This is a genomic window from Acinetobacter sp. BIGb0196, from assembly GCF_011759595.1.
Taxonomy (GTDB): Bacteria; Pseudomonadota; Gammaproteobacteria; order Pseudomonadales; family Moraxellaceae; genus Acinetobacter; species Acinetobacter guillouiae.
In genome coordinates, this window is record NZ_JAAOZA010000001.1 from 920,908 (window position 1) to 944,274 (window position 23,367).

At 39.6% G+C, this 23,367-nt stretch carries 20 protein-coding genes; 10 read left to right on the forward strand and 10 right to left on the reverse strand.

Translation table 11 applies throughout. The annotated features are described in order from the left end of the window. Nucleotide 1: 1 nt before the first annotated feature. The 5 genes from FHR28_RS04215 to FHR28_RS04235 form a co-directional block, all read right to left on the reverse strand. Entirely contained in the window at nucleotides 2-217 is a 216-nt protein-coding gene (locus tag FHR28_RS04215) for a Sec-independent protein translocase subunit TatA (RefSeq protein WP_004823388.1), read from the reverse strand. A 96-nt stretch (nucleotides 218-313) separates the two neighbouring features. Beyond that, nucleotides 314-1,069 (reverse strand): ABC transporter ATP-binding protein, encoded by a 756-nt coding sequence (locus tag FHR28_RS04220; protein ID WP_004717493.1) that lies wholly within the window; start codon nucleotides 1,067-1,069, stop codon nucleotides 314-316. A 30-nt stretch (nucleotides 1,070-1,099) separates the two neighbouring features. Beyond that, a complete protein-coding gene (locus FHR28_RS04225) occupies nucleotides 1,100-1,888 on the reverse strand; it encodes an ABC transporter permease (RefSeq protein ID WP_004717492.1) in 789 nt (262 codons plus the stop codon). Beyond that, the gene (locus FHR28_RS04230; RefSeq protein ID WP_166782003.1) at nucleotides 1,888-2,727 is read right to left on the reverse strand and encodes an ABC transporter permease; all 840 of its coding nucleotides are present in this window, start codon (nucleotides 2,725-2,727) and stop codon (nucleotides 1,888-1,890) included. Before FHR28_RS04230 ends, FHR28_RS04225 begins: the two co-directional genes overlap by 1 nt. Nucleotides 2,728-2,739: 12 nt before the next feature. Further along, a complete protein-coding gene (locus tag FHR28_RS04235) occupies nucleotides 2,740-3,804 on the reverse strand; it encodes an ABC transporter substrate-binding protein (RefSeq protein WP_166782004.1) in 1,065 nt (354 codons plus the stop codon). Nucleotides 3,805-4,118: 314 nt separating this feature from the next. Between FHR28_RS04235 and FHR28_RS04240 the strand changes: the two genes are divergently transcribed. The 4 genes from FHR28_RS04240 to FHR28_RS04255 all read left to right on the forward strand — a co-directional run bounded on the left by FHR28_RS04240 (nucleotide 4,119) and on the right by FHR28_RS04255 (nucleotide 7,443). After that, entirely contained in the window at nucleotides 4,119-5,252 is a 1,134-nt protein-coding gene (locus FHR28_RS04240; RefSeq protein ID WP_166782005.1) for an LLM class flavin-dependent oxidoreductase, read from the forward strand. Nucleotides 5,253-5,443: 191 nt separating this feature from the next. Beyond that, entirely contained in the window at nucleotides 5,444-6,271 is an 828-nt protein-coding gene (locus tag FHR28_RS04245; RefSeq protein ID WP_056518011.1) for an energy transducer TonB, read from the forward strand. A gap of 27 nt (nucleotides 6,272-6,298) precedes the next feature. Then, nucleotides 6,299-7,039 carry a MotA/TolQ/ExbB proton channel family protein gene (locus tag FHR28_RS04250; RefSeq protein WP_166782006.1) on the forward strand — a complete coding sequence of 247 codons (741 nt, stop codon included), beginning with the start codon at nucleotides 6,299-6,301 and terminating at the stop codon, nucleotides 7,037-7,039. After that, complete coding sequence (locus FHR28_RS04255; RefSeq protein ID WP_004717481.1) at nucleotides 7,039-7,443, forward strand: ExbD/TolR family protein; 405 nt, start codon at nucleotides 7,039-7,041, stop codon at nucleotides 7,441-7,443. Before FHR28_RS04250 ends, FHR28_RS04255 begins: the two co-directional genes overlap by 1 nt. Nucleotides 7,444-7,767: 324 nt before the next feature. On the opposite strand, the gene FHR28_RS04260 is transcribed toward FHR28_RS04255, so the two are convergent. Then, complete coding sequence (locus FHR28_RS04260) at nucleotides 7,768-9,357, reverse strand: ABC transporter substrate-binding protein (protein ID WP_166782007.1); 1,590 nt, start codon at nucleotides 9,355-9,357, stop codon at nucleotides 7,768-7,770. Nucleotides 9,358-9,640: 283 nt separating this feature from the next. On the opposite strand from FHR28_RS04260, the gene FHR28_RS04265 reads away from it, so the two are divergent. The 6 genes from FHR28_RS04265 (at nucleotide 9,641) to FHR28_RS04290 (ending at nucleotide 19,579) form a co-directional block, all read left to right on the forward strand. After that, entirely contained in the window at nucleotides 9,641-12,253 is a 2,613-nt protein-coding gene (locus tag FHR28_RS04265; protein WP_166782008.1) for a TonB-dependent receptor, read from the forward strand. Between the two features lie 263 nt (nucleotides 12,254-12,516). Beyond that, nucleotides 12,517-14,844 (forward strand): TonB-dependent receptor, encoded by a 2,328-nt coding sequence (locus tag FHR28_RS04270; protein WP_374759595.1) that lies wholly within the window; start codon nucleotides 12,517-12,519, stop codon nucleotides 14,842-14,844. A 17-nt stretch (nucleotides 14,845-14,861) separates the two neighbouring features. Then, the gene (locus tag FHR28_RS04275; RefSeq protein WP_166782009.1) at nucleotides 14,862-16,055 is read left to right on the forward strand and encodes an LLM class flavin-dependent oxidoreductase; all 1,194 of its coding nucleotides are present in this window, start codon (nucleotides 14,862-14,864) and stop codon (nucleotides 16,053-16,055) included. 326 nt (nucleotides 16,056-16,381) lie between these two features. Then, the gene (locus FHR28_RS04280; RefSeq protein WP_004717470.1) at nucleotides 16,382-16,870 is read left to right on the forward strand and encodes a hypothetical protein; all 489 of its coding nucleotides are present in this window, start codon (nucleotides 16,382-16,384) and stop codon (nucleotides 16,868-16,870) included. 429 nt (nucleotides 16,871-17,299) lie between these two features. Next, a complete protein-coding gene (locus FHR28_RS04285; protein WP_166782010.1) occupies nucleotides 17,300-18,130 on the forward strand; it encodes an alpha/beta fold hydrolase in 831 nt (276 codons plus the stop codon). 210 nt (nucleotides 18,131-18,340) lie between these two features. After that, entirely contained in the window at nucleotides 18,341-19,579 is a 1,239-nt protein-coding gene (locus FHR28_RS04290; RefSeq protein ID WP_151956362.1) for an NADH:flavin oxidoreductase/NADH oxidase family protein, read from the forward strand. 238 nt (nucleotides 19,580-19,817) lie between these two features. On the opposite strand, the gene FHR28_RS04295 is transcribed toward FHR28_RS04290, so the two are convergent. From FHR28_RS04295 to folE2, 4 genes are all read right to left on the reverse strand, one after another. Then, nucleotides 19,818-20,231: a MerR family transcriptional regulator gene (locus FHR28_RS04295; protein ID WP_004717464.1), complete on the reverse strand. Its 414-nt coding sequence runs from the start codon at nucleotides 20,229-20,231 to the stop codon at nucleotides 19,818-19,820. Nucleotides 20,232-20,483: 252 nt separating this feature from the next. Further along, nucleotides 20,484-21,839 (reverse strand): dihydroorotase, encoded by a 1,356-nt coding sequence (locus FHR28_RS04300; protein WP_151956361.1) that lies wholly within the window; start codon nucleotides 21,837-21,839, stop codon nucleotides 20,484-20,486. Next, nucleotides 21,829-22,389 carry a hypothetical protein gene (locus FHR28_RS04305; RefSeq protein ID WP_004717461.1) on the reverse strand — a complete coding sequence of 187 codons (561 nt, stop codon included), beginning with the start codon at nucleotides 22,387-22,389 and terminating at the stop codon, nucleotides 21,829-21,831. Before FHR28_RS04305 ends, FHR28_RS04300 begins: the two co-directional genes overlap by 11 nt. Before the next feature lie 51 nt (nucleotides 22,390-22,440). Next, entirely contained in the window at nucleotides 22,441-23,343 is a 903-nt protein-coding gene (gene folE2, locus FHR28_RS04310) for a GTP cyclohydrolase FolE2 (protein ID WP_151956360.1), read from the reverse strand. Between the last annotated feature and the right edge of the window lie 24 nt (nucleotides 23,344-23,367).

Genomic DNA, 23,367 nt, shown 5'->3' on the forward strand with positions numbered 1-23,367 from the left:
CTCACCGGTTAGTGTTTTTTTCTTTATTTAAATCGAGATGATGGATTTCTTTAGGCTGATTTGTTTCAGACAGTTTTTGATCATCAGAATGAACCGAGTCTTTAAAATCTTTAATTGCACCACCTAAATCCTTACCTAAGTTTTTAAGTTTTGATGTACCAAATAATAAAATAACGATCACGGCAAATAATAATATATGCCAAATTGATAAACCCATTTCATATTTCCTTAATAATTTAAAACTTGTTGATATAAATATCATGCTTGAATATATTTTCTAAATAATATTTATATCGATGAATATTCGATTTCATTATGCGCTATGGTCCAGCATATTGAGTGCTTGATTACGATAGTTAAATAATAATTCGCTGTCTTTATGTCTTGGATGGGTCAAAGGAACTTGAATGATTTCTTTAATTTTTCCTGGTCGAGCAGACATTACGATCACGCGATCACCCAGATAAACCGCTTCTTCTATATCATGTGTAACTAGAATCATGGTGATCTTTTGATCTTGCCAAATACGTTGTAATTCAGTTTGCAGATGGCTACGTGTAATTGCATCTAAAGCACCAAAGGGTTCATCTAAAAGTAAAATATCAGGCTGATTAACCAAGCCTCGTGCAATCGCTACCCGCTGCGCCATACCACCCGATAGCTCATGTGGATAAGCATTTTCAAAACCTTTTAAACCCACCATTGTAAGATGTTCTGCCACACGGGCATTTTTTTCGGCACGGCTTAAGTCGGTTTCTTCGAGCGCTAAATGAATATTTTCGGAAACACTGAGCCAAGGCAATAGACGGTGCTCCTGAAAAATTAAACCTCGTTTTAAATCTGTCCCTTGTATTGGTGTTTGATTCAGTAAAATCTCACCTTGATAGTCTTTATCTAATCCTGCAATTAAGCGCAACAAGGTCGATTTACCACAGCCACTGCTTCCGACAATAGAAATAAATTCTCCTTGTTGAATATCGAGATGAATACCATCTAATACGGTGAAAGTTTGTTGATCTCGATAAAATGATTTATTGAGTTTTTTAATCGAGAGTAAGGAAAAGCTCATATCAATATCCTGATGAGATGGGTGATTCAGTTAAACACGCCATTGCAGTAGTCGTTTAGAAATCAAGTGAATGCAAAGCGTCATGCCAATACCGCTGAGGGTGACCGTGATTGCACACACCAACAAAATATCCATTTCGGCATTGATTTCAGCTTTCATCATTAAATTGCCTAAGCCTGCACCAGCATTGAATAACAGCTCACTGGCAGTTGTGGTAATCCATGTAAAAGGCACCGCTAAATTCAACCCCGTTAAAATATATGGGAGAGCTTGAGGGAAACGGATTTTTTTAAATTCCTGCCAAAAAGATAATTTGTAAATACGAGCGACTTCACTGTATTTCTGGTCATAATGACTTAGCCCTTGAAAGCTGTTAATCACCATCGGGAAAAAAGAAGCAAGCGCAATAATAAAGATTTTTGCCTGCTCACCATTGCCAAACCACAGTGCAATCAATGGGGTTAAACCAAGTAAGGGTACTTGGCGAATGCTATTAAATAATGGTGAAACCAAGGCATTTAAAATTTTTGAATAGGCAAGTAAGGCACCGAGTAGTAGCCCTGTTGTCGAGCCAAGTAAAAACCCCAATCCAGCTTTTTTAAGACTTCCCCATGTGTTTAACCATAATTCACCTGTTTCAAGCAGCTGAATAAAAGCAAAATACACCTTCTGTAAAGGCACAAATGCATAGGCATGACTGGCGCCTAAACTTGAATTGTATTGCCATAAAGCCAGTAAAAGGAGCGGGAGCAGCAGACCTTTGATCAAGATCAGTGGTTGCGCAAAAGCACTTTTTAAGTTCAGTGGATGCTGTGACATTATTTCCCCCTTGAACTCAATGCAGGTGATACAAGATATTGTTCGAGCTGACGTAAAGTTTTATCTAAAGCAAAACCAATGATTCCTGTAATAAAAACTCCGACCATGACAACGTCTAAACGTAACATTTGTCGTCCGAGCTCCATCATTTGACCAATGCCAGTGCCTGCAGCAAGTAATTCAACGGCCACCAAAATCAACCAAGCACGACCTAGAGCAATCCGCAGTCCACCGATTAATGGTGGGAGGATGCAAGGGATGATGATGTATCTCAACCATGCTGGAGTTTTTAGTTTGTAGATCTGGCCCAATTCAATATATTTTTTAGGAATATTTCTAACAGCATCCGCTGTTGTGAGTGCGATTGGAAAAAAACAGGCTTTAATAATCAGTAAAATTTTAAATAGTTCACCAATGCCAAAAACCAAAATAAAAATAGGAATAAGCACAAAGATTGGAATTTGATAAAGGATATTGAACAAAATATAAGTGTAATTTCGGAAAGAGGTGAGAGATGCATAGGCAATGCCAAACAAAATCGCACAGGTGGCCGCAATTGAAAAACCCATCAGCAGTCGAGAAAGGCTATCTTTTAAATGCAGTTGTAGTTTACCACTTTGCAACAAGGCAAGAAATGTCTGCCATACCGTTATAGGTGGCACTAAAATTTGGGTTGGAAAAATCTGTAAATAGCTAATCAATTGCCAAACCAGTAACGCCAAGATGGGTGAAAGGAATGAGAGCAAGCGATAGACCTGCTCAGAAGACAATCGCCTCCATAATGGTGCTTTGATCGCCACGATTTTTTTTTCGATAAGCGGATTTACGAGGATTTTCATGACCTAGTTTCCTTACTTATGTTGAATATCAAGTGTTTGTAAATTTTGAATGGCTTGACTGGTAAACTGAGCATTGAGCAACTCTTCAGCTTTGATTGGCGTTTGAATCAATTGGTTTTTTACAGCATGGTCGATGACTTTTGCATAATGCTGTTTAAGAAAATCCACTTGGTACTCAGGTGACCAATCTTGTTGCCAGTTACTGCTGGTATTTTGACTTTCGCGTTGAATCACACTTAGAGGCTGACCAAATTTGGTTTGGCTTTGTTGGAATTCATCTTGATGCTGTGAAATCCACTGCATTGCCCGTACTGTCGCATCAGCAAGTAGTTGGGTTGTGTCTGGATGTTGATCCAGATAAGTCTTGCGTCCCCATAGTTCAGCACGCATTTTCCAGTCAGCGGGTAGACTTTGCGATGACCAAATAATTTTGCCAAGATGGCGATCTTGTAAAGTGAGCGCATCACTTAAGGTAAAAAATGCATCGACGCTTTTAGCGGATAAAGCAGCAGCTCCCGCCTGTGGATTGAGATTGATGATTTGAAAATCTTTAAGCTTTAAACCTTTGCTCTGTATCAATTGAGCAAAATTAATTTCCCAAGGACGACCACGATGTAAGGCAATCTTTTTACCTTTGAGGTCCTCAATGGTTTTGATGGGTGAATCCGCTGGAACCACCAAATAAACATTATTACCGACTCCGCCAGGGACGACAATTTGTGTTCTAACACCAGTGGCATTGAGTACTACCGCAGGAAGATTGCCATAAAAAGCAAAATCAATTTTATTGTTGATAAAGCTTTCATTGACTAAGGTGGCCACAGCCGCAGTGGTTACAGGTTCCCACTTTAATTCAATATTTTTCTGCTTTAATGCTTTTAGAAAAATGGGGTCCTGTGCAATAAGTTGTGGTACACCAATAAAGTCCAGACCGCCAGAAGTTCCATTGGCCACAACCGCAATACGAAGCTGTTGTTGACTGGTTTTACTTTGGTTTGGATCTTCGGTTTTGTGTACGCCACAAGCAACCAATCCTAAAAGACTAAAACTTAAAAAAAGACCAGAAAAAATACGCATATCATCATAAAAATCTAGAAATATAGGGGATAGAGCAAGAACCAAGCCAAAATAATTATTTTATATAAATCAGTTTGTTATGTTTTTATGATTGGTGTTATTTGAATGGATCAAACAGGTTATGTTGTGAAACCGACAGTATTGGATGGATAAGTGTTGAAATTTCAACACCATGTTTAGCTGGGTTTTTATAATATTTAGATAAAACAACAATATAGATGAATTCAATATTGAATAAAAAACGGCATGGTTTCTGCTCATGAGTTGTATCACTCACGATAGCGTGTAAAACCTTTAAATTATTGAGAAGTATTATGTCTGTTGAATTTTTATGGAGAATCCCTGTGCATGGGGATGGTCGTCGAGCACATCAGTTACATACACGAGGTGAATGGAACCAGCTGAGCCCAGCAGTACAATTCCCTCAACGTGTGGCACCTCAACATCAAGATGAATTGTTTGCCTACTATGATTATGTACAACAGGTAGCAAAAGCCGCAGATATCGTAGGTTTTCACGGCGCATTGATTCCTGCTTTTCCACATACTGAAGAACCGTGGGTGCTGGCATCGGCATTGGCAAGAGAAACCAAAAGACTCCGATTATTGATTGCGATTCAACCTTGGTTTATCCATCCTGCATACGCAAGCCAAATGGCAGCAAGTTTGCAGCGTCTCAGTCAGGGACGGGTTGAATGGAACGTGATCTCAGGTGGCGGTGGGGCACAGCAACGAGCCTATGGTGATTTTATTGAACATGATCAGCGCTATGCGCGAACCAATGAATTTTTAGAGTTTGTAAAAGGGTATTCGCATCAGGCACCTTTTGACTATGATGGAAAGTTTTTCCACGTTGAACAAGGTGGTTTGAAATACCCAATGAATCAATATGACGTTCCTCGTTTGTGGTTAGCGGGAGCAAGTCCAGCGGCACTGCAAGTTGCAGGTCGGCATGCCGATATCCATTTAACATGGGGGGAACCTGTTGAACAGCAGAAAAAAGTGATTGAACAGGCGCGATCCTTCCTTGCACAAAATACCCCAGACCATAAGGTAAAGTTTGGTATGCGTATTGATATTTTGGCACGCCCCACACAGGAACAAGCGTTTCAAGAACTTAAACAGATGTATGAAACCATCGCTGTTGATGGCAATGCATTTGAACGTAAAGATACTGAGTCGGTTGGTGCAAAACGTCAGCAGGCCTTAGCACAAGGCAATCGTTTTGAAGACTTATTTGTCAGTCCAAATGTTTGGGCTGGTATGTCAAATGTAAGGGGTGGTCCAAACTGTATTTTAGTGGGGAGCTATGAACAAGTGGCACAGCGCTTACAAGAATATATCGACATTGGTGTTGGGCATTTTATTCTCGCCAGTAACCCACATTTGGAAGAAGCATATCGGGTTGCTGAAGAAGTCTTACCCTTGGTTGGATATAAATTAAAATAATAAGTTTAGATCCCTTTGAGATATCAGAGGGATCTTGTTGTTTCAACAGCATAGAACTGTCTTAAAACCAACAGCTTTGCTGACAAATCGAAGAGTGTTTTTAATTAAATTTATAAAAATTAGTAGCTTATATTGTTGGCATGACTTGTGCAATTTTCAAGACAGTATTTTATTTTTTAGTTTAAATTGCCATGAGTGAACGAATATTTAATCCCCATCAGCGGGCGTTGCTATTTGGGCAATATGCATCTGCTTCAACTGCAACTGGCATATCAGACCCATTTACACGACATCATTTGGATGTGAGTCAATCACCTCCAGCAAAATTGAATAAATTGTGGATCGCGATCATTGCGGTTGCTGCAGCACATTTGGGTATTTGGTATATCGCAAAACAATTACCGACACCAGCTTTGGACATTGCAAAGCCAGAACCCGTGGTGATTGAAATTGTCAAACCAGTGGAACCACCTAAAGTCATTGAACCTAAAATTCCACCAGTGACGCAAAAACCCAAAATTCCGCCTGTGGTCGAAAAACCAAAACCGATTGCGAAACCTATCGAACAGCCGAAACCTGTTCAAAAAACTGTGGAGCAAGCCAAACCGATTGTAAAACCCATTGCGCAAGACACAGTTCAAAAAACTGAGGAACCTGTTGTAAGCAAAAAACTGAGCGCTGAACCTGCTCCAAAAACAGCAGAACCAGTGAAGCCTACTGATGACAATTTACCTGTGACAGAAGCCAAGGGTTATGCAGGTTATCTAAGCAACCCCGCAGCAGAGTACCCAGAACAGGCCTTAGAACGTGGTTGGGAAGGCTCGGTGATTTTAAGGGTCAAAGTATTGCCAAACGGTAGCCCAGATAGCGTAACGGTTAAACAAAGTAGCGGCAAAAAACTTTTAGACAGCGCGGCTGTAAGAACAGTAAAGCAATGGAAATTTTCACCGGCCTTAAAAGGTAAAACACCTGTCGAAGGTTGGGTTGATGTTCCAATTCATTATCAATTACCGAAATAAACTATTTTAAATTAAGAGGATATCTACATGACAGACATAAATTCATTGATCCATGACGGCACAATCTGGTTATTGGTTGCTTTCTCCATCGTCACATGGGTGTTGATCGTGGTTAAAGTGGTACAGACACAGAAAGCCAGCAAGCAAAGTAAGGTCTTTGTCGAAGCCTTTTGGAAAGCCAAAAATTTGCCTGAGGCAGTGACTCAATCACAACAAGGTGAAGGCCCTACAGCCCGTGTTGCAAATGCCGGTTTTCAAACCTTGATTGAGGCAGATGAAAAGACTCATCAAGATTTGCAAAACAGTTGGAGTCGTCAGGATCTATTAGAGCGTCATTTACGCAAGCAAATTTTAACTGAACGTCGTCAATTGGAAAAAGGTTCTGCATTATTGGCTTCGATTGGCAATAACGCACCGTTCATTGGACTATTTGGAACAGTGTTTGGGATTATTCATGCTTTACAGGCCATTGCACATTCAGGTAATGCAAGTATGGATGTGGTTGCAGGGCCAATTGGTGAGGCATTGATTGCTACAGGTATTGGTATTGCTGTGGCGGTACCCGCTGTGTTGGCTTATAACTATTTCATACGTAAAGTTAAAACCATCGGTGCAGACCTCGATGATTTTGCTACTGATTTTGTCAGTTTAAATCAAAAAGCGGGCTTTCAGTTACCTGTCACTAAGCCAAAAAATACCACTGGAAATACTGTAGTCAATCATGATGCATCCACTAAAGAAGTCAAAGAAAAAGGAGTGTTTGCATAATGGCCGTTTCAACCTCCCAAGAAGATGATGTGGTGAGTGAAATTAACATTACCCCATTGGTTGATGTGATGCTGGTTTTACTCATCGTGTTTATCGTTACCGCACCCCTGTTAACCAATACCGTGAAAGTAAATTTACCCAAGGCTGCACCGACGCAGTCAACGGATCAGAATAAAGCGGTTGTCATTAGTGTTAATCCGCAAGGAGAAATCTTCCTTGACAAGGATAAAGTAACTTTGGCAAGTTTTGAAAAAGAGATTCAGTCACGTAAAAACAGTAACCCTAAATTGGCTTTGAATTTAAATGCCGATGAGACCATTCCTTATGGAACAGTTGCAAAATTACTTGCCAGTATTGAGCGAGTAGGGGTAGAAAAATTATCTGTGATTACCGTACCCAAGTAGTCTTTGGATGCTGAATGAAATAGCTGCTACGGCAGCTTTTTTAGTGCCTAAAAATATGAGTAGTTAAAATAAAAACAGCGTTCAAATTTTATTGCTTTGTATAAGCATGATTTATATAAGCCTGATTTTTATAAACTGAATGTGTCTAAAATGAATGTGTTATTCACGATTTTGATCAGCAACATTAAGGTCGTTGTGTTGGGCAGCAATAGACGGGATGTACCATCAGAGCCCCATATTGGATTGACTTTTCGTCCTTGAAAAGTCAGAAGATCGCTGACTACAGCAGATGCTTGATGGCGTTAAGGCTCTGTAAATTTTATTTTAGGCTTGATTGTTCCATAATTTCTCAAAACGCCACGTTGGGAAAATAGTGTGTTCTGCAGCTAATCCTCCAATCTGTTTCGATGCAGCATCTATGCTATGGCTAAAACCCCAAATCAGCATTCCACCGCGTTCATGTTGAATTTTTTGTGCCTGAGCCAAATACACTTTACGCTTGGCTAAATCGGGTTCAGCCAGTGCTTTATAAAACAGCTCACTATATTCTGGGTCTTTAAAGTTGACACGATTGGTTGTTGAAATTGGCGCATCATTCACTACAGCAGTGGATAAATACGGTGTACCCACGTTGGTTGCATTACTGGAGAATTGCCATTTACTCCGATCAGGTCCATTAAAGGTAGCTAAATCAACTTGTTTGACCCGAATACTGACATTGGCTTTCTTTGCTTGTTCTGCAAATATTAGGGCAGGTTGGGCGTTGCCAACGGGAGTAATCAGTTCAACGCTTAAGCCATCTTTAAAGCCCGCTTGAGCCAATAAGTTCTTGGCTTCTGTAATGTCTTGTTGACGTTGTGGCAAATTTAGAAATGCTGGATCCTGTGGAGAATATAGATCATTGGCGATGCGTCCCTGACCGTTTAAACCCCGTTGTATCAGCTCTTGACGATCGGCGATTAAACGAAATGCTTGGCGGACTTTGGGATCATTAAATGGTGCCTGTTGAGTATTAAAGTCAAAACTATTGTGGGTATTGGTTTGAGAACGAACCGTTTGAATATGTTTTGCTTGCTCTAAAATTTTAATGTATTCAGGTGAAATCGCATTTGCAAGATCAATTTGTCCTGCCAATAATGCATTTAGTCGAGAAACTTGATCTTTAAAGTCAATGACTTCAAAACGATCTGCATAAGGCCGATCTGCTTTAAAATAGTTTTCAAACCGAGTAAAGACTGAACGTTGACCGGGGATAAATTCTTTGACTTTATAAGGACCTGCGCCCACAGGGTTATGAATGGGATCAAAATCAGTGGGGACAATACCGCCAAAATTGACCCAAGTTTCAGGTAGCGCTACAAAGCCAGCAATTGAACTAATAAAAGGAATGCGTACTGTATATTGATCTAATTTTTGGATACGATCACGATCAATCCATTGCACAAGATTCCGAAAAGGTGAGGCAAGCTTTGGATCTGTTAAACGTTGCAATGAAAAAATGACATCATCTGCGCTGACGGTTTTACCATGATGAAACTCTAAACCTTTACGCAATCGTATGGTCCATTCGCTGGCATTATGATTAGGTTCTGCAAATTCAGCCAAAGCAAGACGAGGAAGCATGTTTTCGTCCCATTCCCAGAGCTTATTATAAATTGCAAAGCCACGGGTAATCCCACTTCCTGATGCTGAAAGGTGAGGGTCAAGGCTACCTGATTGTTGTCCACCAATCAGCCCTAATCGAATTGTTCCACCATGCTTAGGGGTACTGGGAAGTGAACTTTGGGATTCAGTGCTAGATTGTGGAGATTGTCCACAAGCAGATAAACCACTGATTAAAGAAACGCCACCGAGCGCAGTTAGACTTTGGGTTAAAAATTTTCGACGTGAGAGTAACAAGGTTTCATGTGTCATTAAAAATACTCAGTTAGAACGTATTCAGAGGAGATTGCACAATGAATGCCAATTCTTTTTTATATTTTTCTAATATTTATCAATTGATTATAAGCGTTGTGTTTTTTGTCACTGTTGCTTTTTCAGCATTTCTGTTGAAAAAATAAACATGCATAAAAGTTGTATATCAATGAAGATTATTTAAAAGTAATAAAAATCAATGTTTTATATTTGAGTTTTGCCTATTTAAAGATTGGCATAGGCTTTGCGTAACGCAGTGTAAATTTATTTTACTGAGTGTGATATGAAACAGAACTTTCAATTAAAGCCACTGGTGATTGCGCTAGGGCTATTTGGGGCAATCTTTCCATGCGCTATTTTTGCTGAAGAAACCTCAGAGCAAGCCAAGGATTCTGATGGTGATGTAATTACCTTAGCCGATGTTGTGGTGACAGGAGCAAATAAAAAAGCCACCATTCTCCCCAAGCGTAAAGTCACTTCGATTTATGGGACGGATAGTTCTGTATTAGATACCCCACGTGTCGTTTCACAAGTATCAGAACAACAGTTTCGTGAAGATGTTATTCGTAGTGCAGATGATTTGGTTAAGTATGCTCCAAGTATCACCAGAGGAGGTGGGCAAAATGCCAATTTCGCGGCACAGATACGTGGGCAAAATTCCGAAGTTTTTCAAGATAGCCAACGAATATACAGTACCCGACATCCGACCAATTTAAATGCCTATGAAGCTGCTGATATTGTTGCAGGACCAACGGGGGTAATTTTTGCACCGACCTCAGGTTCAGGGGGATATATTAATTATCTCACCAAAAAACCGAATTTTAATAAAGCACAAACCACGATTTCGGGATCAGTGGGTTCAATTTATGCAGGGCAAGGTGCTGAGCCTAATTTCTCAGTCAGTATTGATCATACTGCACCTATTTCTAAAGAATTGGCATTTCGTGTCAGTGCAACAGCACAACGAACAGATGACTATTATGACAATGTAAAAAATAATTTTAATGCATTTTATGGCGCTTTGGCTTGGCGTCCAGATGACAGTCTACGGGTTGACTGGAATATCAGTTATGACGATTATTCAGATTTTAATGTGACGCATGGTTGGAACAGAGCAACACAACAATCCGTTGATCAAGGGCTTTACTATAAAGGCAGAGCGACCCCGATTATTCAAAACGGTTCAAACTTTTGGTCTCCAGTCTTTGAGTCTGGTGCAGCTCACTCTAAAGTGATTGGTTGGCAAACTCGGCAGAAGAATGACAAAAATCAATATATTGCTGTAGGTCCAGTACAGACTTCTCCTTTGCCAAGTTCCACTGCTGATCAAGCGGGTACAATTCGAGGCTGGGTCTATGATCCATCAATCGCAGGCAATGGCTTAGTCAAATTAGATGATGATGTTTCTGGTCGGAGCGAAGATAAAAACAGTGCAAAGCGCTTTAGTACACAATTTAAACTGGTCAAAGATATCAATGAAAATTGGTCTGTGGCCAATAGTACGCTATATCAAAAGAGTCGTGATTTGGGTGATTCTGTTGGGAGTTTCTTTACCGATTTGGACCATGAGTTATTGGACAACCGCTTAGAGTTTTTAGGCGATCATGACTTTGAGCTATTGGGTGTCAAAATCAGCAATAAAAGCAGTACAGGTGGCGCTTATCGGCATGAGAAATTTACCTCTCTCGCAGCAAACAATAGTTTTAATATCAATCCTTATGATTTAACCAATGATCCATCACAGAAAAACCCGGGGGATTTATTGGGGTTGGTCAATCATGGCGGTTCGACTGGAAGCTGGATTGGGCAGGCTGGTGTTCCACAGTATTCGCAGTATTTTGGCTATTTAAATCTACCTCGAATGTACCCTGTGGGTCATGGCTTATATGCTGAAAAAGGCGGTTTTCCTCCCAATGGAGGTGGTGCAGTTTATACAGGAACAGGCTTTTGGGACACTTACAGCGTATTTACACAGCAAAATTTTACCTTTAATGATGTTTTTGGGATTAATCTGGGAATTAACCACAGTTCTATAAAAGCAAAATTAGAGAATCCACTGGTTTTAGTCCCTACAGATGTCCGCTCAGATTCCAATAAATATAGTTTGCTCAGCTATCAAGCCAGTACCTTTATTAAACCTACTGAAAAAAGTACCCTATATTTTACTTATGATAAAAGTACAGCATTGAATACGGGTGTATTTGGTCCATTTTTAATTTGGGGCGCTGGAAATCAGCTAAATCCTTTGGCTTTTGACAGCCAAAGTGAATTAAAAGAAGTGGGAGTGAAATACGAGCCGATCACTGATCAACTTCTGTTAACGCTCAGTGGTTTTGAACAGAAGCGCGATTTATCACCTGATACCAATGGCAATATGGCGCGTTTTGAAATCAAAGGCCTTGAATCATCATTACGTTGGCAGCTACAAAAAAATATCGCGATCGGGGCAAACTTAACCTATCTCAATGCTGAATATTCTTCCATTATTCCGGCTGGTTTTTCACCTTTTGGTTTCCATGCAGACAATGCGACGGTATGGGGCGATAGCAATGCTTTAAACCAACGCAAAGCAGGACGTTATGATGCAGCAGGCATTCCTAAATATTCTGCAAGTGCTTATGTGGACTATCAGCACCAGTCAGGTTTTGGACTAAACTTATCGGGCTGGTGGACAAGTAACTGGTATACCAATCTAAGTCAGACCGTAAAGGTACCCAATAATTATAATTTAGATTTGGGACTTTATTATCGTCAACCGCAGTGGACAGTAGGCTTAAATATTCTTAATTTGACCAATGAGCGTAATTTCGTAAATGGTTTAGCTGGTGCAAATAGCGAGTTTTTACAGCCAATGCGTCCATTGACGGTACAAGGACAATTTAGCTATAAATTCTAAATTAAACAGATTTTTATTTTTGATTGCATTAGCCATACTTTTGTATGGCTTTTTTATAAATTTATTCTTAGTAGATATCATTAAAAATAAAAAACAGCAAAATGTTGAAATAACAACAATACGACAATTAAAAATGTCTATCTATCAGCAAAAATAAATATTTTTTTTATGATTTTTTATATAACACTTTGAAAATATTTAAATAAATAGAATGGCACAAAAGTTGCCAATAACAAGAATAGATTTATTTAAATGGAGTCAGCATGTTTAAGGTTACAAAAATTAGGCAGAGTATTTTAACTGCTATGTGGGGCGTAACGGCGAGTGTTTCAACACTGGCTATTGCAAATGACGAGATCGAGACTACACCAGCACAACAAGCACAGGTTGAAAAAGCCAAAGATGTCAAAAAATTAAGTGATGTGATCGTCACTGCACAATATCGGGCGCAAAATATTCAAAAAGTCCCAACTGCAATTACTGCTGTTTCGGGTAAGGACTTGGCTGCGAAAGGTTCTACTTTTATTGGGGATGTTTTAACCTATACACCAAATGCTGCAGCTGAAAACCCAGATGGGGATAGTCGTCCACGTTGGTATATTCGTGGTCTAGGTACGGGAGATGTGGCTGCATCGACAGTATTTCCTGTTGGCGTGTATGCAGATGGGGTTTATTTAAATGCGCCAGTTGCAGGTGCAGGTGACTTGTTTGATTTAGAGCGTATAGAAGTTTTACGTGGTCCACAAGGCACGCTCTATGGGAAAAACACCACTGCGGGTGCAGTCAATTATATTTCTAAAAAGCCTAATTTTTCAGATAAACCCAATGGATATGCAACCATTGGTTTAGGGGATCATAACCTACGAACATTTGAAGGTGCTGCCAACGGTAAAATTTCGGAAAATGTTGCGGTGCGCGGGGCTTTTTACTCTGAAGACCGTGATGGATATGCAAAGAATATTGCCAATGGTGAAGATTATGGCAACGTAGATAAAAAATCTTTTCGCTTCCAAGTGCTAGGCAAAATCAATGATGAATGGGATGCTTTGGTCAATCTACACAGCCAAACTTATAATGGCTTAGGCAGTAATGGTTCCTTAAGCGTGGGTAAATACTGGGGTATTTATGAAAGACCTAAAGGACGAGACACCAATTTAGATTTAGATGAAAACAATAAGATTCAGCATGATGGCGCGTCATTAACCTTAACTGGAGATTTGGGGGGCGGATATAGCTTTACTTCGATTACTGCTTTTGATAAGACCACACAAAAGTCGATTTCAGATGGTGATTACACCCCTTATGATGTCGCACGAAGCTATAGTGATAATGAATGGCGTCAATATAGCCAAGAGTTCCGTATCGCTTCTGATGCTGAAAAACGCTTAAGTTGGATTGCAGGATTTCATTATTTCAATGAGGATTTAGATTCCACTGGAGTCAGTGCACGTGTCAATAAAACATTGCCAAATGGCGCTGCTTCTCAAACTGCGTCTACGCCAGCATTTAGAGATATAACCTATAACCAAGCCACTCAAAGCTTTGCACTTTTTGGTAACAGTACCTATAAATTTACAGATAAATTTAAAGTGACAGGTGGTTTACGTTGGACCAGTGAAGAAAAAGATATTGATCTCAATCTGACTCAGATCACAACGGGAGACTATACAAAAGGCAGTTGGTGGAAAAAAGATGGCTATAGCAATGCAGTTTATAACCCAACTCCAAATGCAAATGGGTCAACAAGTCGCAATAAAACTTGGAATGAGTTGACCTATGACATCACCCCAGAATATGAAATTAATCCTAATTTAAATACTTATTTTAGATTCGCACGCGGTTTCCGCTCAGGTGGATTTAACACTGGTTTATCCAGCAGTTTAACCCAACTTGCCGACGTGAATCCTGAATACTTAAATAGTTATGAACTTGGTTTAAAGTCTACGTTATTGGACGGAGATTTAATCGCAAATGCCAATATTTTTTATTATGACTATAAAGATATTCAAACCAATTTACTGGTTGCAACAGAGGGACAAGGTGGTGGGGTGACCTCTGTTCTCGCCAATGGACCAAAAGCTGAAGTTAAAGGTGCTGAATTAGAATTAGATTATTCAGTGACTGAAAATCTACGTTTACGTTTTGCTGGTGCTTATCTTGACAGCGAATATACCGATTTCGTCGATAAAAACCCGGTAACCAATGTGGTTAATGCAGATAATACAGGCAACAGTCTAGTCCGTTCGCCAAAATACACCGTCGGTCTGGGTGGAGAATATACCTTTAATCTCAATGATGGTGCTCGTGTTGTTGTAGGTACAGATGCCAGCTATCGTGACCGTGAATTTTTCCTTGTAAACCGTCAAGACTATTCGGTAGATCCAATCTTAAGCCAAAAAGCATATACCTTATGGAATGCCAATGTTGGCTACCATAGCGCAAATAACAAATACCAAGTCAATGCTTACGTTAAAAACCTATTGAATGAAGAATATCAAGTACATGGCCGTCCAAATGGGCCCGCTGGACAATATGTTTTAACTTATGGAAACCCACGTCAAGTTGGTGTTTCTCTGACTGCTAAATTCTAAGTTATACGGAGAACATCATGGGAATTGAATTTTTTACCCGTCTACCACTGCATGGTGAAGCAGAGTACTTAGCAGGTGATCCACGCAATCGTGGTGATTGGTCACGTGTCGCAGGTGTAGAAAATACTGGTGCAACATCAAATTACCAAGTTGGTGATGACTTTACCTATATCGACTATCTTAGCCAAGTGGCTCGCGCGGCTGAAATCAATGGTTTTGCAGGCGCGCTGATGGTGAATGCACCTACAGGTGAAGAACCGTGGACAGTGTGTTCCTTATTGGCAAGAGAAACCAAACGCTTAAACTTTGTGACTGCATTCCAGCCTTATCATTTTAGTCCTTATAATGCAGTACAAAGTGCAGCAACGTATCAGCGTGCCACAGGGAATCGGTTGGTTTGGAATATTATCAACGGCGGCTCTGAGGTTATTCAGCGCCAAGTTGGGGATGTTACTCCGCACGATGACCGTTATATCCGTGCGACTGAATTTTTAGATGTGGTGAAAGGGTATTGGTATAATGAATCATTCCATTACCAGGGCAAATATTATTCTGCTGAAGGCGGTGGTTTAAAATATCCTCTGAATAAAGCTGAACTACCGATCATTTGTACGGCAGGATCGTCTGAGGCTGCCCGTGAGTTTGGTGCGAAGCATGCTGATTATTATTTAATGCGTGCTGAAAAACCTAGTGAAATTGCTGAATTGATTGCAGATGTGCGCAAACGTGCTGCGAGATATGGGCGGGATAATATTAAATTCGGCTTATCCATTGATACGATTGCACGCCGTAGTGAACAAGAAGCGTTGGCAGAGGCACAACGTTATTTGGATGAAGCTGCTGAAAAACAACGCTTACATGCGTCTGCTGCACATGCAGGTTTGAGATCGGCACGTGTATTGAGTTTTGAAAAAGAATATAGTGAAAAAGCAGGCAGTAAAAACGTCGATGATTTCTTTATTCATCCCAATGTTTGGTCAGGCTTTGGCTATATTGGTATTCCACCAGGTGTTGCTTTAGTGGGAAGTTATTCGCAGATTATCGAGCGGATTCAAGAATATAACAGTATTGGGATTGATCTGTTTTTCTTGGCGGGCTATCCACATTTAGAAGAAGCTTATCGCCTTGGCGAACATGTTTTACCTTATTTCAAAAAACAGCGTCAGGCATTACAGCGTATTTCTGAAGGGGCAAAATATCGTATCGCCTAACTTCCATTGCAACATGTTAAAGCCAAGATTTTTAAACCAGTCTTGGCTTTTTTATATCAATAAAAAATACAAAGCGTGGCAGTGTAAACTTGATTTTCATACTCTTCTTTCTATGCAATGATCAAAGTTTGATGCTTGATAAAGCTTAACCACATTTAAAAATCATTCCGAAGCTTAATTTCGTAAGAGCTATACTGATTATAAGTAAATAAGTGAATAATAATGCTTACTTGCATTTTTTACACAGTTTCGTATATTTGATAGTTGTGCTTCATTTTATCAACAACAATAACCTGACAAACAAACATGACCATTGAGCAGGAAAAATGAAAGTAATTAATATCCATAAAAGAGAAATTCAGCAATCAAAGGCTGAAATTGCTAAGTTATTCAGGACTTTGTCAACAGATAATGATTTGATGTTAGCAACAGACAAATGGCCACCCATGAAGTTGGACAATGGATTAAGTGTGGGTTCAAAAGGTGGGCATGGACCAATCAGATATTCTGTGGCAGATTATCAGCCCGAAAAATCAATCACTTTTCAGTTTGACTTAACAGGTTTTAATGGTTTTCACAGATTTAGCATTAATGAATTAGAACCCAACAAAACAGAAATTTCACATATTATTGATATGAAAACAACAGGTCTAGCGACTTTAAAATGGGCCTTAGCAATTCGTTGGTTGCACGATGCCTATATTGAAGACGCATTTGATAAAGTTGAGAATCATTTTACAGCTGACAAGAAAAATAGTGAGTGGAGTTTATGGGTAAAATTATTGCGAAAAATATTGAAACCTAAAAAGAAATAAAAACCAACACCCAACTTCATATTGTCTAAGCCCATTGCAACAGGTTAAAGCCAAGATTTTTAAACCAGTCTTGGCTTTTTATATCCATTTTTATCTTAATAAAAAATAGTGTGGACTGTAATTGAAGCTTTGAACAGAAAACCTGTAATGGTTTAAATCATGTAACGACATAAAGCGTCAACAATCCTATATAAAAAAATAAAGCTGTTTTCTTTCAATAATAAATCCTGATATTTGTGTATTTTTATTTTTTATAGATTTACATTTCTGCTATCAGAAAATCACCAAAAGCATTGACCTTAAAGTTAACTTTAACCTTAGTATAGAATGACGGTCCATACGAATCGTATCAAACATTGTAATTTACTGACATAAATGAGAACAGCAATAAGTTATTCAAAGTGTAAATCATACACAGGAGAAATTAACATGGCATATGTTACGACAAAAGATGGTGTTGATATTTTTTATAAAGATTGGGGACCGAAAGATGCCCCAGTATTATTTTTTCATCATGGATGGCCATTAAGCTCGGATGACTGGGATTCTCAGTTATTGTTCTTTTTAAATGAAGGTTTTCGTGTGGTTGCACATGATCGTCGCGGACATGGACGTTCAAGTCAGGTCTGGGATGGTCATGATATGGACCACTATGCCGATGATGTTGCAGAAGTGGTCAAACACTTGGGCATTAAAAACGCAGTACATATTGGTCACTCCACTGGTGGTGGTGAGGTTGTTCACTACATTGCACGTCATGGCGAGGAAAATGTATCCAAGGCCGTATTGGTCAGTGCTGTAACTCCAATTATGCTGAAAACGGAAAAAAATCCGCAAGGTTTAGCCAAAGAAGTCTTTGATGACTTACAGAATCAGCTTTTTAAAAATCGTGCTCAGTTTTATCATGATCTACCAGCGGGGCCATTCTATGGCTTTAACCGACCAGATGCTCAACCTTCAGAACCCGTCGTATTGAATTGGTGGCGACAGGGCATGATGGGTGGAGCAAAAGCGCATTATGATGGAATTGTTGCATTTTCACAGACTGACTTTACCGAAGATTTGAAAAAAATCTCAGTGCCTGTTTTAGTCATGCATGGGGATGATGATCAAATTGTACCTTATGAAAACTCAGGGGTACTTTCTGCCAAACTGGTTCAAAATGGCCGATTAAAAACCTATAAAGGTTATTCACACGGTATGTTAACCGTCAATGCCGATGTGATTAATCCAGATTTATTGGCGTTTATTCGCGAGTGAATAGTTGTCGTTTGATTTAAAAACAGAATATCAATAGAGGCCTTGCGGCCTCTTTTTTTATTAAAGTATCAGATCGTTATTATCTTATTATGATGTAAGTCTTTGAATAAAATTAGTTCTTAAAATAATAAAAATTAAATGCGAAAAAAGGATTGACATTAAAGTGAACTTTAATCTTAAAGTAAGTCCATACTCTATGAGGCTATAAAAATGAACGTCTTTGAAAAATTAGTTTTACCCAATGGTACTCAGATTCCAAATCGTATTGCAAAAGCTGCGATGGAAGAGAATATGGCAGATCTCAATCATGCACCATCAGAAGAGCTCATGCGTTTGTATCAGGCATGGGCAGATGGTGGTGTCGGTTTAATCATTACAGGTAATGTGATGGTGGATCGTCGTGCGATGACAGGACCGGGTGGTGTGGTCTTGGAAGATGAACAGCATTTAGCGCACTTCAAACGTTGGGCGAAAATCGCACGTTCTCAAGGCGCGCAAGCATGGTTGCAGATCAACCATCCAGGTCGCCAAATGCAGTCAAATTTAGGTCAGCCAACGTGGGCACCTTCTGCTGTGGCTTTAGATTTAGGTAAAATGTCAGATCGTTTTAATACTCCAATTGAAATGACTCAAGCCATGATTGACGAAGTGATTCAACGTTTTGCCAATACCGCACGTTTAGGTGAAAAGGCGGGATTTACTGGTGTAGAAATTCATGCAGCTCATGGCTATCTACTCAGTCAGTTCCTTTCGCCTTTAAGCAACCAACGTCAAGATCAATGGGGCGGCTCATTGGAAAACCGTGCGCGTATTTTGATTGAGATTGTCAAAGCAGTACGTGCAGTGGTGTCATCAACATTTACAGTTGCTGTTAAACTGAATTCTGCCGATTTCCAACGTGGTGGTTTTAGTGCTGAGGATGCGCAGCAAGTGGTTAAAATGTTAAATGATCTGTCAGTTGATTTGGTTGAGTTGTCAGGGGGGAGTTATGAAGCACCTGCTATGCAAGGCCAAGCCAGAGATGGTCGGACTTTGGCGCGTGAAGCTTATTTCTTAGAGTTTGCTCAAGAGATTGGCAAGGTTGCCCATATGCCGATTATGGTAACTGGTGGTATTCGCCGTAAACCCGTTGCAGAACAAGTCATTGACAGTGGGATCGATATGGTGGGGATTGCAACAGCCTTAGCAATCGACCCTAACTTACCCAATGCATGGAAACAAGGTCAGAATATCGCACCTGAATTGAAACCGATTCACTGGGAAAATAAAACCTTAGCTTCACTTGCCAATATGGCAACAGTCAAATTCCAGTTACAGAAACTTAGTCATGGGAAAAAATCGAATCCTAAGGTTTCACCTTTATGGGCCTTGATAGTACAACAGACAGAAACGACATGTCGTACACGCCAATATAAAAAACGTATGCGTCAGTATTCACATTCAGCTTAAGTACAAGATGTTGGATTAGATCTGACAGACTGTACTGCGGCTGTGGCTCAAAGAGGATTTCCCTAATGCTTAGGTATGATCACCGATTAAAATAATGATGAGAATACTGATCAATCTTTTTGCAGACTCCAAGGTTTGAACATCATAGATAATTTATCAATGACTTATGCACAATTCTGAGCTTAAAGTGAGATTTAAGCTCAATCGCTTTTATGATTTTCCGATAACATGGGAATTTTTAACATTTATCATTGGCATAATAAAGATTCAGTAAACGGTTGGCGTTTTCTTCACAGGTGATTTCGTCAGGCTTACTATTGATTGCAGTGATCATGCTGCGTAGGTTTTGCTTACTGATCAACAACTTTTGTTCTAGATCTTCAATGTCTTTGATTTTACTTTCGAGTAGTCCAATCAGAATATCATGATCCCACTTGCCTACATTTGACGGTAGAAAGGCTTTGATTTCAGCCAATGAAAATCCAACTTGTTGCGCTTGCTGAATTAAAAATAATTGTTTGAGGTCATTGTCGCTATATTCACGATAACCATTAGATTTACGTTTTGCCTTGGGAAGTAGTTTAATTTGTTCATAATAACGAATCGTTGGGGTACTCAAACCACTTTGTTTGGATAACTCGCTAATGTTCATTTTACTGACTTCCACTTTACATTAAAGTTAACTTTAGACTTATGGTCGGGTAAAAGCAAGATGAAAAATAACGTTAAAGCTGAGGTCAATCAGGTTTAAACGAATATTGTGAGTCCTTTCGGTGGAAATTCTCCCATTGAATCAAAATCATTAAACATTTGTTGTGATGAGCTATATTGAAATTAAATAATGATCCATTTAAATATCAATAGTTTGCAATAAATTCATACCATTTATTTGTTACGTGCAATTTTAACGATTAATTTCAAGTTGTTGTCCCTGACAATTCAAAAACAGCTGTTGCTGATGCCAAGCAAGTTGCCCCGAAACAATTGTGGTGCTGACCTCATAAGCAAATGTTTTATGCATAAATGGTGTCCAATTGCATTTCATATAGTTTTTTTGATCTTTCACTGCAATGTGTTGCTGATTTTCTCGAAGGATCACTAAATCAGCCCAGTAACCTTCTCGAATATAACCACGGTCTTTGATCCTAAATAGGTCTGCCACTTGATGTGCAGTTTTTTGAACCAGTGTTTCAATACTCAGTTTACCTGAGGCAACCAGCTCCATCAGTGCAGGCAACGCATGTTGTACCAAAGGCAGGCCAGAAGGGGCATAAAAATATGACTGGTGTTTTTCATCCCAAGTATGTGGGGCGTGGTCAGTACCAATAATATCCAAGCGATTGCTATTCGCAAGGGCATTAATCAAAGCATCTTTATCTTGCTGGGTTTTAATGGCGGGATTACATTTAATTAAGTGGTTCAAAGTAGCATAATCAGCATCATCAAAACTGAGATGATGGATACACACTTCTGCTGTGATATGTTTTCGATTTAAAGGCAGATTTTTAAACAAACACAGTTCTTTCGCGGTGGTGATATGTAAAACATGCAACTGTGTGGCATATTTCTCGGCCAAAGATACAGCCAATTTTGAGCTATCAAAGCAGACATGTTTATTTCTAATCTGCGCATGAATTTCTGCTGGAATATTTTCCCCATATTTTTGAAAATAGAAATTTTCTTCGGCTTTAATGGCAGGGGTAAACTCGCAATGAGTCAATAAAACCGTTGGAACATTTGCAAATAAGCGTTCCAAAACTTTAGGATCATCGACGAGCATATCACCCGTAGAAGCGCCCATGAAAACTTTAACACCGCTGATTGATTTGGGATCAAGCTGTTCAATAATATCTAAATTATGCGCACTGACTCCAAAATGGAAAGCATAATTGGCCCGACTATGTTGTTTTGCAATCTGCTTTTTCTGGGTCAAAGCGTCTAGAGTTAAGGTGGCTGGATTGGTGTTTGGCATATCCATATAGCTGGTGATTCCACCAATCGTTGCTGCCATTGATTCCGAAGCAATATTGCCTTTATGCGCTGCGCCGGGATCTCGAAAATGAACTTGGTCGTCAATCATGCCAGGAATTAACCACGAACCTTCAGCATCTATATTTTTCGCATGATAAGCCCCTGTAATATTGGGATGAATCTTTTCAATCCGACCATGTCGAATCAGTACATCGGAATAATACTGCTTGCCTTCATTGACAATATTGGCATTACGAATAATAAGATTGGGCGAATTTTTAAAACTCATTGTGCAATGCCTTATAGCCTTGAACCAGTTTGATATTGGTGCTGACAACGCTTTCTGAAAACTCACTGATTGAAATATCAATGGGTGGAAATTGCTTTAAATCGGTTTTGGGATTGATATAACTCATTGCAGGTACATAAAAATGATCGGGTAAATCACGACCATCAACCACTGCATTGTGACGAATCGCGCTGTGATGACCCACTGTGCAATTAAATAACACACTGTTAAAGCCAACAAAAACATGATGTCCAATTTCACAGGGACCATGAATAATAGAGCGATGCGCGATTGAAGAATTTTCACCAATGATCACTGCTGCCCCCGCTTTGGAATGAATCACCACTCCATCTTGAATATTGGAATTTGCACCAATAATGATGGGTTCCATATCACCCGCGTCATTGGTTTCATCTGCTCTGATCACTGCATAAGGCCCAATAAATACATTGGCATGGATAATGACTTTTCCGCAAATAATCGCTGTTTGGTCGACATAGGCTGATTGATCTATAACAGGGAGATCTCCAGATGGGTTTTTTCTAAGCATGACTAGACCATTTTAAATAAGTTAAACAATGAGGGTGGTTAGGATAAGGCATTACCATTGCCAAGCGCCCTGAGCAACTGCGTCATGGGCATGTAAACTTTCCGCATGAATCACTTTAAAGTTAAAGCCTAGAATGCTGGGATGATGGATAAATGTGGCATACAAGCGTCTTAATGCATCTTCACAAAACATCAGGTTTTGACCATTCGCAATAGCAAAGGCTTGTTCATCAATACGTTTTACCGCTGTTTGTACGGGTGTCATCAAGGCTTGTTCAGCCTGATTAATAAATAAAATCAGTGGGATATACTGAATGTTTTGATCTAATTTGAAATTTAACTGAGCAAAACTTCTTTGGCTGTGAGGCGTTGCTGCAATTGCATCTGTGCTATTTAGCCAACTGAGGATGTCTTGTGGGTCTAACTGAATCTCTTGATTTTCCAATGCGGATGCAAATCTTTGTTGGATGATGTTTCTGGCAAGTGCTGCGGAACAAGGACAAGTAGATGAATAGGGAATTTCGATTTTTAATTCAGCATAAAAATCATCTTTTAAAAGCTGACAGGACAACACAAAAGGATAGCTTTTCCAGCCAGACAATTGGCTGACTAAGGCAGGGCGCTCGAGATAAAGCTCACTATGAATTTCGATTTTGGCATGTGCTGATAAATCTTTATGGCTGGCTAAGAAATCCAATAAAGCGTCTTTAATATCAAGTAGCGCTAAATTTTTGATCGTGCTCAATTTCAAAAGTCGGGTATACAAGCGCGACATATGAATACCTTTGGCAAACACATCATTCAAACTGACATAAGCATTCACTTGGCTTTGACAAAGACTATTTTCGAGATAAAGCGGAAGCGCGATTTTTTCCATACCGACCCAATCGAGCGGATAGTGATAGCTTCTTGTGAGTGAGGATTCAGCAGAAACATCTGGAAGAACAAGATTCATAGGGGGAATAGCTTAAGTTGAAAT